The following is a 12,456-nucleotide window of genomic DNA, read 5'->3' on the forward strand; positions in this document are numbered from 1 at the left end:
CTGACTAATGCCTCGTTCATTGAAAAAAGGTCCATTCGTCGATGCGCACTTGTTCGCTAAGGTTGAAGCTGCTGTTGCTGCTAACAATCGTAAGCCGATCAAGACTTGGTCACGTCGTTCGATGATCCTCCCGGATTTTGTTGGTTTAACAATCTCTGTACATAATGGCCGTAACCATGTTCCAGTAATCGTATCTGAACACATGGTTGGTCACAAACTTGGTGAATTCGCGCCAACTCGTACCTATCGCGGTCACGGTGTTGACAAGAAATCTAAACGTTAAGGTGCTATGATGGAAGTTACTGCTAAATTACGCGGTGCCGCTATCTCGGCACAAAAAACTCGTTTGGTTGCAGACCTAATCCGTGGCAAATCTGTTGCTCACGCGCTTAATATTCTTAACTTCAGCAACAAAAAAGCTGCAGTTTTGGTTAAAAAAGCATTGGAATCTGCAATTGCAAACGCTGAACACAATAACAGTTTAGATGTAGACGACCTTAAGGTAACTACGATTTACGTTGATGAAGGCACTAGCCTTAAACGTATTATGCCACGTGCTAAAGGTCGTGCAGATCGTATTACTAAGCGTACTTGTCACATTACCGTTAAGGTAGGGGTTTGATATGGGTCAGAAGGTTCATCCAATCGGTATCCGCCTTGGTGTTGTAAAACGTCATAACGCCAACTGGTATGCGAGTCCGAAACAATACGCTGAATATTTGCTTAAAGATCTTCAAGTTCGTGAGTTTTTAACTAAAAAACTTAAGAATGCAATGATCAGCAATATTCTTATCGAACGTCCTACGGGCGCTGCTAAAGTAACGATTAGCACTGCACGTCCTGGTATCGTGATCGGTAAAAAAGGCGAAGACATTGAGAAATTACAGCGTGAACTTACTCAAATTATGGGTATTCCAGCGCAAGTAAGCATCAACGAAATCGATCGCCCAGACTTAGACGCTCGTTTAGTTGCTGAAGCAATTGCTTCTCAATTAGAAAAGCGTGTTATGTTCCGTCGTGCTATGAAGCGTGCGGTTCAAAACACGATGCGTGCTGGTGCTAAAGGTATCAAAGTTGAAGTTTCTGGCCGTTTAGGTGGTGCAGAGATTGCTCGTACAGAATGGTATCGTGAAGGTCGTGTACCTTTGCATACGCTTCGTGCGGACATCGACTACTCAACTATGCGTGCTGAAACGACTTACGGTACGATTGGTGTTAAAGTGTGGATCTTCCGTGGTGAGATCTTGGGTGGCATGAAACAAGTCATGAACCCAGCTCCAGCTGAAGAACGTCCAGCTAAACGCGGTCGTGGTCGTGGTGAAGGTCAAGAGCAACGTCGTGGACGTCGTAATGACCGTGCTGCTGACAAGGGAGAATAATCCATGTTGCTACCTAAACGTACCAAATTCCGTAAAGTGCAAAAAGGCCGTAACACTGGTCTAGCGCACCGTGGTAGTACAGTATCATTTGGTTCAATCGCGCTTAAAGCAACTGAACGTGGTCGTATGACTTCACGTCAAATTGAAGCTGCGCGTCGTACCATTAGCCGTCGTGTTAAGCGTGGTGGTAAGATCTTTATTCGTGTATTCCCAGACAAACCAATTACTGAAAAGCCATTAGAAGTTCGTATGGGTAACGGTAAAGGTAATGTGGAGTACTGGGTTTGTGAAATCAAACCAGGTAAGATCCTGTACGAAATGGAAGGTGTGAACGAAGAATTGGCGCGTGAAGCATTTACGCTTGCTGCTGCTAAGCTTCCGTTTAAAACCACTATCGTGACTCGGACGGTAATGTAATGAAAACTAAAGATCTACGTGAAAAATCGGTAGAAGAGTTGACAGCTTTGCTTGATGAGCAACAGCTTAACCAATTCCGTCTTCGTATGGCTAAAGCAACTGGTCAATTGGGTAAATCGCACGAAGTTGCGCTTACTCGTAAAACTATTGCTCGTATTAAGACCCTCCTTACCGAAAAACAGGGGAACGGACAATGAGTGAAAAAACAGTCCGCACGTTAACTGGCAAAGTAGTAAGCGACAAAATGGACAAGTCTATTGTTGTGCTTATCGAACGTCGTGTTCAACACCCGTTGTATGGCAAATCAATCCGCCGTTCAACTAAATTACATGCTCATGATGAGAACAACACTGCTAAATTAGGCGACGTTGTGACAATCAAAGAAAGCCGCCCAATTTCTAAAACTAAGTCTTGGACTTTAGTTGAAGTTGTTGAAGCTGCTGCTGAGTAATTAAACGTTCTTGCATCATCGGTCAATTTCGAGTACTCTTTGAGCCTTTCGAAATTGCGACCGGTGATGCACGGTTTTGGAGTAGGGCAATGATTCAAACCGAAACTATGCTCGACGTAGCAGACAACAGTGGTGCTCGCCGCGTACAATGTATTAAAGTACTTGGTGGTTCGCATCGTCGTTATGCTTCAGTTGGCGATATTATTAAAGTTACTGTAAAAGAAGCTATTCCTCGCGCACGTGTTAAAAAAGGTGACGTGATGAATGCTGTGGTTGTACGTACAAAATTCGGCATCCGTCGTCCAGATGGTTCAGTGATTCGTTTCGACGATAACGCAGCTGTTATTTTGAACAACAACAAAGCGCCGATTGCAACTCGTATTTTCGGACCAGTGACTCGTGAACTTCGTACTGAACAGTTCATGAAAATCATTTCATTGGCTCCTGAAGTTCTATAAGAGGCACTCATGGCTAAGATTAAAAAAGGCGATCAAGTAATTGTGATCGCAGGTAAAGAAAAAGGCAAACAGGGTACTGTTCTGTCTGTTTCTAATGACCGTGTTATGGTTGAAGGCCTTAACTTGGTTAAGAAGCATCAAAAGCCGAACCGTGCAACAGGTGCTGAAGGCGCTATTGTTACACAAGAAGCTTCGCTTCATATTTCTAACGTGGCAATTTTTAATGCTACAACCCAAAAGGCTGACCGTGTTGGTTACCAAGTGACTGAAGGCGTGAAAACTCGCGTTTACAAATCAAATGGTGAATCAGTGGCGGTAGCGAAGTAATAGGTTGAGAAGGCAATGGCCAGACTTAAAACGCGTTACAATGACGAACTTAAAGCTCAGTTACAAGAGACTTTAGGCGTTAAAAATGTGATGGATATCCCTCGCATTACTAAAATCACGATCAATATGGGTGTTGGCGCAGCAGCTGCTGACAAAAAACTCCTTGATGGTGCTCTTGCTGATATGCAAGCAATTGCTGGTCAAAAACCAGTGCTTACGTTAGCTCGCAAATCAATCGCTGGTTTCAAAATCCGTGATGGTTGGCCGATCGGCTGTAAAGTTACTTTACGCGGCGAACGTATGTACGAATTCTTAGACCGTTTGATCTCGATTGCGATCCCTCGTATCCGTGACTTCCGTGGTTTCTCTGCGAAATCATTTGATGGTCGTGGTAACTACTCTATGGGTCTTAAAGAACAAATCATGTTCCCTGAGATCGATTTTGATAAGATTGATCGTATTCGTGGTATGGATATTACCGTTACTACGACTGCTCGCACCGATGACGAAGGCCGTGCGCTTATGCGTGCATTCGGCTTCCCGTTCAAATAAGAGGTCGATATGGCTAAGAAAGGTATGATTAATCGCGAATTGAAACGCGAAAAGACAGTTGCTAAATTTGCTGCAAAACGTGCTGAATTAAAAGCTACGATTGCAAATGTAAATGCAAGTGACGAAGAGCGTTTCGAAGCGATGATGAAGTTACAAGCATTACCACGTAATGCATCTCCAGTACGTCTTCGTAACCGTTGTGGTTTAACTGGTCGTCCTCATGGTTACTTCCGTAAGTTCGGTTTAAGCCGTAACAAATTACGTGACACAGTAATGCAAGGTGATGTACCGGGCGTTGTTAAGGCAAGCTGGTAAGGAGCGACTAGAAATGAGTATGCAAGATACCGTTGCCGACATGTTAACTCGTGTTCGTAACGCACAAATGGCAAAGAAACAATCTGTTTCTATGCCTAATTCTAAGTTGAAGGTTGCAATTGCAAACGTACTTCAACAAGAAGGTTATGTTTCAAATGTAGAAGTTGCTGAAGTTGAAGGCAAAGCTACTTTGACCATCACTTTAAAATATTTCGAAGGCAAACCAGTTATCGAAACTGTGAAACGCGTAAGCCGTCCTGGTCTACGTCAGTATCGCGGTAAAGATGCACTTCCGAGCGTTAAGCAAGGTTTAGGTATTGCAATTGTTTCTACAAGCAAAGGCATCATGACTGATCGCGCTGCACGTGCTGCAGGCGTTGGTGGTGAAGTTGTTGCTTTTGTTTCTTAATAGGTGATTCCTCATGTCTCGTGTGGCTAAAGCCCCAGTAACTGTGCCTAACGGTGTTACAGTTACTCAGAACGGCCGGCAGGTCGAAGTGAAAGGCAGTAAAGGTACATTGTCTTTCAACCTGCATGCGCTGGTCGAGCTTAAACAGGAAGACGGTATTGTAGCTGTTGCTCCAAAAGCTGAGTCGAAAGACGCTTGGATGCAAGCTGGTACCGCTCGCGCTGTTCTTAACAACCTTGTTAAAGGTGTTAGTGAAGGCTTTGAACGTAAGTTGCAACTTATCGGTGTTGGTTACAAAGCTGCGGTTAAGGGTAACATTGTTAACCTTAACCTTGGTTTCTCTCACCCGATTGACTATACGCTTCCTGAAGGTGTAACTGCTGAAACTCCTACTGCAACTGAAATTATCCTTAAATCTGCTGATAAAGCACGTTTAGGTCAAGTTGCTGCAGATATCCGTGGTTACCGTCCGCCAGAGCCTTATAAAGGTAAAGGTGTTCGTTATTCTGATGAAGTTGTACTTCGTAAAGAAGCTAAGAAGAAATAAGGCGCGAGGTTCTTATGAACGAAAAGAAACAATCCCGTTTGCGTCGTGCGAAAAGCACACGCTTGCACATTCGTGCATTGGGTGCGACTCGTTTGTGTGTAAACCGCACTCCGCGTCACATCTATGCTCAAGTTATCTCAGCAGATGGTGGCAAAGTTTTAGCGCAAGCTTCAACTTTAGATGCTACTTTACGTGCTGGTGCAACTGGTAATATTGAAGCAGCGACTAAAGTAGGTGCTTTAATCGCAGAACGTGCTAAAGCAGCTGGTATTACTAAAGTTGCATTTGACCGTTCTGGTTTTAAATATCATGGTCGTATCAAAGCCTTGGCTGATGCTGCTCGTGAAAACGGCTTGGAGTTCTAATCATGGCTAAAGTTGAACAAAACGAAGGTCTTGTTGAAAAGCTGGTTGCCGTTGATCGTGTAGCCAAAGTTGTTAAGGGTGGTCGTATCTTCTCTTTCACAGCATTAACTGTTGTGGGCGATGGTAACGGTCGTGTAGGTTTTGGTCGTGGTAAAGCACGTGAAGTTCCAGCTGCGATTTCTAAAGCACTTGAAGCTGCACGTCGTAACATGATTACTGTAGACCTTGCTGGTACTACTTTACAACACCCTGTGAATGCACGTCATGGTGCAAGCCGTGTGTACATGCAACCTGCTTCTGAAGGTACTGGCGTAATTGCTGGTGGCGCTATGCGTGCCGTTCTTGAAGCTGCAGGCGTACATAACGTACTTGCTAAATGTTACGGTTCTACAAATGCTGCGAACGTTGTAAACGCAACTTTCAAAGGTTTGCGTGATATGACTTCTCCAGAGAAAGTAGCTGCTAAACGTGGTCTTTCTGTAGAACAAATTCAAGGGTAATCAATCATGAAAACGATTAAAGTTACCCAGACTAAATCCTCTTCTCATCGCTTGAAAAATCACAAGCTTTGTTTACAAGGTTTAGGTCTGCGTCGTATTGGTCATACTGTAGAAGTGCAAGATACGCCTTCTAACCGCGGTATGATCAACAAAGTCTACTATATGGTTAGTGTAGAGGAATAAGCCATGACTCTGCGTTTAAATGAACTTGCACCTGCAGAAGGTGCGAAGCGTGATAATCTTCGTCTAGGTCGTGGTATTGGCTCTGGCGTTGGTAAGACTGGTGGTCGTGGTATCAAAGGTCAAAACTCACGTAAAAGTGGTGGTACTCGTCCAGGCTTTGAAGGCGGTCAAACTGCGTTATATCGTCGTTTACCTAAATTCGGTTTCACTAGCCAAATCGCTTTAAAAACTGCTGAAGTACGTTTATCAGAGCTTGCTAAAGTTGAAGGTGATATTGTTTCACTTGAAACTTTAAAAGCAGCGAATGTTGTACGTAAAGATATGCTTCGTGCTCGTATCGTACTTTCTGGTGAAATTACTCGTGCATTCACTGTACAAGGTGTTGCATTGACTAAAGGCGCTAAAGCTGCTGTTGAAGCTGCTGGCGGCAAAGTCGAGGAGTAATCGCGAGTGTCTATGTCTCCTAGTTCTTCAGGTCATGTTCACATGATGAAAGGCCAACCGTTTTACGTGAAATATCGTGAAATTATTCGCCGAATGATGTTTCTCTTCGGTGCATTGTTGGTTTTTCGACTAGGAGCGCATATTCCAGTACCGGGCATTAATAATGCTGCACTTGAAAACCTTTTTAATGCAAACCAGGGCACAATCCTTGGTTTGTTTAATATGTTTTCAGGTGGTGCCTTAGAAAGAATGTCAATTCTTGCCTTGGGGATTATGCCGTATATTTCTGCATCAATTATTGTGCAGTTAATGTCGACTGTGATTCCATCACTCGAAGCTTTGAAAAAAGAGGGAGAGCAAGGGAAGCGCAAGATTAATCAATATACACGTCAAGGTACGTTGCTTTTAGCTTTAGTGCAAGCAACTGGAATGTGTGCAGGTTTGATCAGCCAAGGGATTACCTTGTCAGCTGGTTTAGCCTTTTATGTTCCTGCTGTAACCTCATTGGTTGCAGGTACTATGTTCTTAATGTGGTTGGGTGAACAAATTACCGAACGCGGAGTGGGTAATGGTATTTCCATGATCATTTTCGCGGGTATTGTTGCTGGATTGCCTAATTTAATTATGCAATCAATCTCATCAGTAGATAATGGTCAAACAAGTCTGATTGGCTTGGTTATTTTTGGCTTATTGTCTCTAGGTGTTTTGGCAGCAATTGTGTTTATTGAGAAAGCGCAGCGTCGTATTCCAGTAAACTATGCTCAAAAACAACAAGGTCGTCGTGTATTTACTGCACAGCAGACACATTTGCCATTAAAAATTAATATGGCAGGTGTAATTCCAGCGATCTTTGCAAGCTCTTTACTCTTGTTCCCAGCGAGTTTGGGGCAGTGGGTGGGAAGCTCAGATCCGAGTGCAGGAATAATCAAACGTAGTCTTCAAGATTTGGCTCTTTTATTGTCGCCTGGACAGCCGTTGTATTTGGTGCTCTTTGGTGCGTTAATTATCTTTTTCTGTTATTTTTATACGGCGCTCGTATTTAGCCCGAAAGAAGTATCGGAAAACTTAAAACGCAGCGGAGCTTATGTGCCTGGTATTCGCCCAGGTGAGCAAACTGCTCGTTATTTAGATCATATTCTCAATCGTTTGACGTTTATTGGTGCGATTTATATTACGATCGTGTGTTTAATGCCAATGATTTTGCAAAGTTCTTTTGGTATTCCATTCTATCTGGGTGGTACATCTTTGCTGATCGTAGTCGTTGTTGTTATGGATTTCATGGCGCAATTGCAAGCACATCTCACATCTCATCAATATGATAATCAAACGTTAATGAGAAAAACGACTGCTCATCCGAAGGGATAAGCGCACTTAGAGGTTTCATCATGAAAGTACAAGCTTCTGTAAAGAAAATTTGTGGTAGCTGTAAAGTTATCCGTCGTAATGGGGTTATTCGCGTAATTTGCAGCGCAGAACCTCGTCATAAGCAGCGTCAAGGTTAATCTGATCAAGACCTGTTGATTTCAGTAGGCTAATTAGGTTATTATCCGCCCCTCAAGATTTTTGTGGGGCGGTTGATTATCTCTACTGCCTTTTTGGAGAAAATTGAATGGCTCGTATTGCCGGTGTAAACATTCCGGATAACAAGCATGCTGTTATCTCTCTCACGTATATCTTTGGTATTGGTCGCCACACTGCTAAGAACATCTTAGCTGCTGTAGGTATCGCTCCAACGACTAAGATTCGTGAATTAGATGATGCTCAGCTTGATGCGATTCGTGCAGAAGTTACTAAGGTTCCGACCGAAGGTGATTTACGTCGCGAAATTTCCATGAACATTAAACGTTTAATGGATTTAGGCTGCTACCGCGGTCTTCGTCATCGTCGCAGCTTGCCTGTCCGCGGACAACGCACCAAAACTAACGCACGTACCCGTAAAGGTCCGCGCAAACCTATTAAGAAATAAGATTTCTGGAAGCTAAAAGATGGCTAAAGATACTCGCGCACGCAAGAAGGTCACTCGTACCGTCTCTGAAGGTGTTGCACACATTCACGCTTCTTTTAATAACACCATTGTAACGATCACTGATCGTCAAGGTAATGCATTGGCTTGGGCTACTTCAGGTGGACAAGGCTTCCGTGGATCACGTAAATCAACTCCGTTTGCTGCTCAGGTAGCTGCTGAAGTTGCTGGTAAAGCTGCTTTAGATTACGGTTTGAAAAACTTGGACGTCCTTGTAAAAGGTCCTGGTCCTGGTCGTGAATCTGCGGTTCGTGCTTTAGGTGCAGTGGGTTATAAAATTAACAGCATTACCGATGTGACGCCAATCCCGCACAACGGTTGCCGTCCACCTAAAAAACGTCGCGTGTAAGGAGAAACATTCATGGCTCGTTATATTGGTCCAAAATGCAAACTCTCTCGCCGCGAAGGGACAGACCTGCAATTAAAATCTGGCGTTAAACCATTTGACGTTAAGACTAAAAAACATGCTAAAGCTCCTGGCCAACATGGTCAAAGCCGTGCAAAACAATCTGAGTATTCACTACAATTACGTGAAAAACAAAAAGTACGTCGTATGTACGGTGTTTTAGAGCGTCAATTTAGTAACTACTATAAAGAAGCTGCTCGTGTTAAAGGCGCAACTGGTGAAAACTTGTTGAAATTGCTTGAAAGCCGTCTAGATAACGTTGTTTATCGCATGGGTTTTGGTTCTACACGTGCAGAAGCTCGTCAGCTTGTATCTCACCGTTCTATCACTTTAAATGGTCGTCGTGTTAACATTGCGTCTATCCAAGTTAAAGCTGGTGACGTGATTGCAGTTCACGAAGGTGCTAAGCAACAATTGCGTATTAAAAATGCAGTTGAATTAGCTGCTCAACGTGGTATTCCTTCTTGGATGGAAATTGATCATTCTAAGTTGGAAGGTACATTTAAAGCTGCACCAGATCGTTCTGATTTACCTGCTGAAATCAACGAAAGCTTGATTGTAGAATTGTATTCTAAATAATCCTTGAGGTAGCAATAATGACGCGTACTGCAAATGAGTTTCTAACTCCGCAAGCGATCAAGGTCGAAGCGGTTAGCGGGACCTCGGCAAAAGTTATTCTAGAACCCTTAGAGCGTGGCTTTGGTCATACTCTGGGCAATGCTTTACGTCGCATCCTTCTTTCTTCTTTACCTGGCGCTGCTGTGGTTGAAGTTGAAATTGAAGGTGTTGAGCACGAGTACAGTACTTTGGAAGGCTTGCAGCAGGACATCGTCGAGCTCTTGCTGAACCTAAAAGGATTGTCTATTAAGCTGTTCGATCAAAATGAAGCTTATTTGACATTAGAGAAACAAGGTCCTGGTGACGTTACTGCCGCTGACCTTCGTTTACCTCATAATGTTGAAGTGGTTAACCCTGAACATTTGATCGGTACTTTAAGTGCTTCAGGCTCATTAAAAATGCGCCTGAAAGTTGCTCAAGGTCGTGGTTATGAGACTTCTGACTCACGTTTCCCAGAAGGCGAAACTCGCCCGGTGGGTCGTTTACAGTTAGATGCATCTTATAGCCCAATCAAACGTGTGTCTTACATCGTAGAAAATGCGCGTGTAGAACAACGTACTGACCTTGATAAACTGATCATTGATCTTGAAACCAATGGTACAGTTGATCCTGAAGAAGCAATCCGCAAAGCGGCGACAATTTTGCAACAACAAATTGCAATTTTTGTTGACCTTCAGAAAGATCAAGCTCCTGTTGCTCAAGAACCTCGTGAAGAAGTTGATCCAATTTTGCTTCGTCCAGTAGATGATCTAGAGCTTACTGTTCGTTCTGCGAATTGTTTAAAAGCAGAAAATATTTACTACATTGGTGATCTTGTACAGCGTACTGAGGTTGAGTTACTCAAAACTCCTAACCTTGGTAAGAAATCGCTTACTGAGATCAAAGATGTTCTGGCTTCTAAGGGCTTACAGCTCGGCATGCGTTTAGAGAACTGGCCACCAGCTAGTCTCCGTATGGACGATCGTTTCGCCTATCGTAGCCGTTAATTAAGTAGGACTATCACCATGCGTCATCGTAATAGTGGTGTGAAATTAGGCCGTACAAGCAGTCATCGTAAAGCGATGTTTCAAAACATGGCTAACTCTTTGTTTGAGCACGAGTTGATCAAAACAACTGTGCCTAAAGCAAAAGAGTTACGTCGTGTAGCTGAGCCTTTAATCACTTTAGCTAAAAACGATACTGTTGCAAACCGTCGTTTGGCGTTTGCTCGTACTCGTTCAGCAGCAACTGTTGGTAAATTATTTACCATTCTTGGCCCTCGTTACAAAGAGCGTAACGGCGGTTATCTACGTGTTCTTAAAGCGGGCTTCCGTGCGGGTGATGCTGCACCGATGGCTTACGTTGAACTAGTAGATCGCGAAGTTAACTAATTTCGCAGGATAACTCAGTTGTTCTTAAAAAAAGGTCGGTTTTTAACCGACCTTTTTTATTGTCTTTTGTTTGACAATATTTACTTTTGTCCTGAAATGACATGATTTTTATCTGAATTTACTCAACTTGACATTGATCATTGTCAAATTTGTGTTTTAATAAAATAGAATTATCAGTCAGGTTATAAAAACAATATGGAAAAGCAAATTGATATATTGATTATTGGAGCAGGTATTTCAGGGATTGGTTTAGCTGCACATTTATCTAAGAATAATCCAAATCGTTCTTATGAAATTATCGAGCGTAGAGAGAGTATTGGTGGCACATGGGATTTGTTTAAATATCCTGGGATTCGTTCGGATTCAGATATGTCCACCTTTGGTTATAATTTCAAGCCATGGCAGCAATCAAGTGTATTGGCGGATGGCGCTGCAATCAAAGGTTATTTAACGGAAGTTGTAGAAGAATATCAACTTGCTTCTAAAATTCATTTTAAACACAATGTCGTTTCTGCGAATTATGATTCGACCATTCAAAAATGGGTGGTGGAAATTGAAGATCATAAGCAAAAGAAACAGACTTGGGTAGCAAACTTTATTCTAGGCTGTACGGGTTATTATAATTATGATCATGGTTATCAACCTAAATTCCCAAATCAGCCAGAATTTAAAGGTGAGTTTATCCATCCGCAGCAGTGGCCAGAAAATTTAGATTATCGTGGGAAAAAGGTGCTTATCATTGGTAGTGGCGCTACCGCGATTACTTTAGTGCCCGCTATGGCAAAAGGTGGGGCAGCACATGTGACCATGTTGCAACGTTCACCGACTTATATTGCTTCGGTTCCTTCGATGGATTTTATTTACGATAAAATGCGTAAAATTTTACCTGAAGATATTGCATATAAACTGACCCGTGCACGTAATATCGGGATGCAACGTGGTATCTATGCCTTGGCACAAAAGCAACCGAAACTCCTACGTAAATTCCTATTAAAATCAATTGAGTTGCAATTGAAAGGTAAAGTGGATATGAAACACTTTACCCCAAGTTATAATCCTTGGGATCAGCGTTTATGTGTGGTGCCTGATGGTGATCTGTTTAAAATTTTACGCTCTGGTCAAGCCAGTGTAGAGACAGATTTAATTGAACGATTCACAGAAACAGGTGTCTTGTTAAAGTCAGGTAAACATCTCGACGCTGATATTATTGTTTCAGCGACAGGCCTAGATATTCAAATTTTAGGGGGCTTAAAGGCAACTTTAGATGGTCAGCCTATCGATACCTCAAAGCATATGCTTTATCAAGGTGTGATGGTGAGTGATGTTCCGAATATGGCGATGATTATTGGTTATATTAATGCGTCATGGACATTAAAGGTGGATATTGCGGCTGACTATATTTGTCGTTTGATTAACTATATGGATCAAAAAGGTTATGTGCAGGTGATTCCGCAAAGTGATCCAACTGAACTGTTGGAAGACACGGTGATGGGAAGTTTAACGTCTGGTTATATTGCCCGCGCTGCCAATGTGATGCCAAAACAAGGCAAGCATGCACCATGGAAAGTCACCAATAATTATTTGGCTGATCGTAAGGCATTGAAACATGCAACCTTTGAAGATGCTGTATTAAAGTTTAAGAAAGCATTACCGCATGATCAACGCAAGCCTAAATTGGTTTCTTGAGCTAAG

General features: G+C 42.7%; 23 protein-coding genes and 1 pseudogene. All 24 read left to right on the top strand.

Going from position 1 to position 12,456, the window contains the following annotated elements; translation table 11 throughout:
- Positions 1–7 precede the first annotated feature (7 nt).
- The 24 genes and pseudogenes from rpsS (at position 8) to M5E07_RS01875 (ending at position 12,450) form a co-directional block, all read left to right on the top strand.
- On the top strand, positions 8–283 hold the full coding sequence (gene rpsS, locus M5E07_RS01760) for a 30S ribosomal protein S19 (RefSeq protein ID WP_116761958.1): 276 nt from the start codon (positions 8–10) through the stop codon (positions 281–283).
- A gap of 9 nt (positions 284–292) precedes the next feature.
- Entirely contained in the window at positions 293–622 is a 330-nt protein-coding gene (gene rplV, locus M5E07_RS01765) for a 50S ribosomal protein L22 (RefSeq protein WP_004691320.1), read from the top strand.
- Position 623: 1 nt separating this feature from the next.
- Positions 624–1,443, top strand: a pseudogene (gene rpsC / locus M5E07_RS01770) (30S ribosomal protein S3).
- Positions 1,383–1,796 (top strand): 50S ribosomal protein L16, encoded by a 414-nt coding sequence (gene rplP / locus M5E07_RS01775; protein WP_016168597.1) that lies wholly within the window; start codon positions 1,383–1,385, stop codon positions 1,794–1,796. Before rpsC ends, rplP begins: the two are co-directional and overlap by 61 nt.
- Positions 1,796–1,993 (top strand): 50S ribosomal protein L29, encoded by a 198-nt coding sequence (rpmC, locus tag M5E07_RS01780; protein WP_004650482.1) that lies wholly within the window; start codon positions 1,796–1,798, stop codon positions 1,991–1,993. The genes rplP and rpmC overlap by 1 nt, the downstream gene beginning before the upstream one ends.
- Positions 1,990–2,247, top strand: coding sequence for a 30S ribosomal protein S17 (gene rpsQ, locus M5E07_RS01785; protein WP_016168596.1), 258 nt, complete (start codon positions 1,990–1,992; stop codon positions 2,245–2,247). The genes rpmC and rpsQ overlap by 4 nt, the downstream gene beginning before the upstream one ends.
- An 89-nt stretch (positions 2,248–2,336) precedes the next feature.
- Entirely contained in the window at positions 2,337–2,705 is a 369-nt protein-coding gene (gene rplN / locus M5E07_RS01790) for a 50S ribosomal protein L14 (protein WP_001982634.1), read from the top strand.
- Between the two features lie 9 nt (positions 2,706–2,714).
- Entirely contained in the window at positions 2,715–3,032 is a 318-nt protein-coding gene (gene rplX, locus M5E07_RS01795) for a 50S ribosomal protein L24 (protein ID WP_116761954.1), read from the top strand.
- 15 nt (positions 3,033–3,047) lie between these two features.
- Positions 3,048–3,584, top strand: coding sequence for a 50S ribosomal protein L5 (gene rplE / locus M5E07_RS01800; protein ID WP_116761952.1), 537 nt, complete (start codon positions 3,048–3,050; stop codon positions 3,582–3,584).
- Between the two features lie 9 nt (positions 3,585–3,593).
- Positions 3,594–3,899 (top strand): 30S ribosomal protein S14, encoded by a 306-nt coding sequence (rpsN, locus tag M5E07_RS01805; protein WP_004754234.1) that lies wholly within the window; start codon positions 3,594–3,596, stop codon positions 3,897–3,899.
- Positions 3,900–3,912: 13 nt separating this feature from the next.
- Positions 3,913–4,308, top strand: a complete 396-nt coding sequence (gene rpsH / locus M5E07_RS01810; protein WP_116761950.1) for a 30S ribosomal protein S8 — start codon at positions 3,913–3,915, stop codon at positions 4,306–4,308.
- Positions 4,309–4,321: 13 nt separating this feature from the next.
- A complete protein-coding gene (gene rplF / locus M5E07_RS01815) occupies positions 4,322–4,855 on the top strand; it encodes a 50S ribosomal protein L6 (protein WP_131264509.1) in 534 nt (177 codons plus the stop codon).
- A gap of 14 nt (positions 4,856–4,869) precedes the next feature.
- Positions 4,870–5,220 (top strand): 50S ribosomal protein L18, encoded by a 351-nt coding sequence (gene rplR / locus M5E07_RS01820; RefSeq protein WP_016168591.1) that lies wholly within the window; start codon positions 4,870–4,872, stop codon positions 5,218–5,220.
- Positions 5,221–5,222: 2 nt separating this feature from the next.
- Entirely contained in the window at positions 5,223–5,720 is a 498-nt protein-coding gene (gene rpsE, locus M5E07_RS01825; RefSeq protein WP_004657688.1) for a 30S ribosomal protein S5, read from the top strand.
- Between the two features lie 6 nt (positions 5,721–5,726).
- Entirely contained in the window at positions 5,727–5,903 is a 177-nt protein-coding gene (gene rpmD / locus M5E07_RS01830) for a 50S ribosomal protein L30 (protein WP_000849088.1), read from the top strand.
- Between the two features lie 3 nt (positions 5,904–5,906).
- The gene (gene rplO / locus M5E07_RS01835; RefSeq protein WP_016168590.1) at positions 5,907–6,347 is read left to right on the top strand and encodes a 50S ribosomal protein L15; all 441 of its coding nucleotides are present in this window, start codon (positions 5,907–5,909) and stop codon (positions 6,345–6,347) included.
- Between the two features lie 45 nt (positions 6,348–6,392).
- Positions 6,393–7,712: a preprotein translocase subunit SecY gene (secY, locus tag M5E07_RS01840; protein WP_252223650.1), complete on the top strand. Its 1,320-nt coding sequence runs from the start codon at positions 6,393–6,395 to the stop codon at positions 7,710–7,712.
- 20 nt (positions 7,713–7,732) lie between these two features.
- Positions 7,733–7,849: a 50S ribosomal protein L36 gene (gene rpmJ / locus M5E07_RS01845; protein WP_000867907.1), complete on the top strand. Its 117-nt coding sequence runs from the start codon at positions 7,733–7,735 to the stop codon at positions 7,847–7,849.
- A gap of 107 nt (positions 7,850–7,956) precedes the next feature.
- A complete protein-coding gene (gene rpsM, locus M5E07_RS01850; RefSeq protein WP_016168588.1) occupies positions 7,957–8,313 on the top strand; it encodes a 30S ribosomal protein S13 in 357 nt (118 codons plus the stop codon).
- Positions 8,314–8,332: 19 nt separating this feature from the next.
- Positions 8,333–8,719, top strand: coding sequence for a 30S ribosomal protein S11 (gene rpsK, locus M5E07_RS01855; RefSeq protein ID WP_004281491.1), 387 nt, complete (start codon positions 8,333–8,335; stop codon positions 8,717–8,719).
- 12 nt (positions 8,720–8,731) lie between these two features.
- Positions 8,732–9,355, top strand: coding sequence for a 30S ribosomal protein S4 (gene rpsD, locus M5E07_RS01860; RefSeq protein ID WP_016168587.1), 624 nt, complete (start codon positions 8,732–8,734; stop codon positions 9,353–9,355).
- 17 nt (positions 9,356–9,372) lie between these two features.
- Positions 9,373–10,380 carry a DNA-directed RNA polymerase subunit alpha gene (locus M5E07_RS01865; protein ID WP_116761944.1) on the top strand — a complete coding sequence of 336 codons (1,008 nt, stop codon included), beginning with the start codon at positions 9,373–9,375 and terminating at the stop codon, positions 10,378–10,380.
- 18 nt (positions 10,381–10,398) lie between these two features.
- Positions 10,399–10,764, top strand: a complete 366-nt coding sequence (gene rplQ / locus M5E07_RS01870) for a 50S ribosomal protein L17 (RefSeq protein ID WP_116761942.1) — start codon at positions 10,399–10,401, stop codon at positions 10,762–10,764.
- A 195-nt stretch (positions 10,765–10,959) separates the two neighbouring features.
- The gene (locus M5E07_RS01875; protein WP_252221384.1) at positions 10,960–12,450 is read left to right on the top strand and encodes a flavin-containing monooxygenase; all 1,491 of its coding nucleotides are present in this window, start codon (positions 10,960–10,962) and stop codon (positions 12,448–12,450) included.
- Positions 12,451–12,456 lie beyond the last annotated feature (6 nt).

Source organism: Acinetobacter tibetensis, assembly GCF_023824315.1.
GTDB lineage: Bacteria > Pseudomonadota > Gammaproteobacteria > Pseudomonadales > Moraxellaceae > Acinetobacter > Acinetobacter tibetensis.

Coding starts and splice junctions, on each gene's coding strand:
- rplP (WP_016168597.1), top strand. CDS start 1,383: ATGTTGCTACCTAAACGTACCAAATTCCGTAAAGTGCAAAAAGGCCGT.
- rplE (WP_116761952.1), top strand. CDS start 3,048: ATGGCCAGACTTAAAACGCGTTACAATGACGAACTTAAAGCTCAGTTA.
- rplQ (WP_116761942.1), top strand. CDS start 10,399: ATGCGTCATCGTAATAGTGGTGTGAAATTAGGCCGTACAAGCAGTCAT.
- rpsE (WP_004657688.1), top strand. CDS start 5,223: ATGGCTAAAGTTGAACAAAACGAAGGTCTTGTTGAAAAGCTGGTTGCC.
- rpsH (WP_116761950.1), top strand. CDS start 3,913: ATGAGTATGCAAGATACCGTTGCCGACATGTTAACTCGTGTTCGTAAC.
- M5E07_RS01875 (WP_252221384.1), top strand. CDS start 10,960: ATGGAAAAGCAAATTGATATATTGATTATTGGAGCAGGTATTTCAGGG.
- rpsM (WP_016168588.1), top strand. CDS start 7,957: ATGGCTCGTATTGCCGGTGTAAACATTCCGGATAACAAGCATGCTGTT.
- rplX (WP_116761954.1), top strand. CDS start 2,715: ATGGCTAAGATTAAAAAAGGCGATCAAGTAATTGTGATCGCAGGTAAA.
- rplO (WP_016168590.1), top strand. CDS start 5,907: ATGACTCTGCGTTTAAATGAACTTGCACCTGCAGAAGGTGCGAAGCGT.
- rplF (WP_131264509.1), top strand. CDS start 4,322: ATGTCTCGTGTGGCTAAAGCCCCAGTAACTGTGCCTAACGGTGTTACA.
- rpsK (WP_004281491.1), top strand. CDS start 8,333: ATGGCTAAAGATACTCGCGCACGCAAGAAGGTCACTCGTACCGTCTCT.
- rplN (WP_001982634.1), top strand. CDS start 2,337: ATGATTCAAACCGAAACTATGCTCGACGTAGCAGACAACAGTGGTGCT.
- rpmC (WP_004650482.1), top strand. CDS start 1,796: ATGAAAACTAAAGATCTACGTGAAAAATCGGTAGAAGAGTTGACAGCT.
- M5E07_RS01865 (WP_116761944.1), top strand. CDS start 9,373: ATGACGCGTACTGCAAATGAGTTTCTAACTCCGCAAGCGATCAAGGTC.
- secY (WP_252223650.1), top strand. CDS start 6,393: ATGAAAGGCCAACCGTTTTACGTGAAATATCGTGAAATTATTCGCCGA.
- rpmJ (WP_000867907.1), top strand. CDS start 7,733: ATGAAAGTACAAGCTTCTGTAAAGAAAATTTGTGGTAGCTGTAAAGTT.
- rpsD (WP_016168587.1), top strand. CDS start 8,732: ATGGCTCGTTATATTGGTCCAAAATGCAAACTCTCTCGCCGCGAAGGG.
- rplV (WP_004691320.1), top strand. CDS start 293: ATGGAAGTTACTGCTAAATTACGCGGTGCCGCTATCTCGGCACAAAAA.
- rpsN (WP_004754234.1), top strand. CDS start 3,594: ATGGCTAAGAAAGGTATGATTAATCGCGAATTGAAACGCGAAAAGACA.
- rplR (WP_016168591.1), top strand. CDS start 4,870: ATGAACGAAAAGAAACAATCCCGTTTGCGTCGTGCGAAAAGCACACGC.
- rpsS (WP_116761958.1), top strand. CDS start 8: ATGCCTCGTTCATTGAAAAAAGGTCCATTCGTCGATGCGCACTTGTTC.
- rpmD (WP_000849088.1), top strand. CDS start 5,727: ATGAAAACGATTAAAGTTACCCAGACTAAATCCTCTTCTCATCGCTTG.
- rpsQ (WP_016168596.1), top strand. CDS start 1,990: ATGAGTGAAAAAACAGTCCGCACGTTAACTGGCAAAGTAGTAAGCGAC.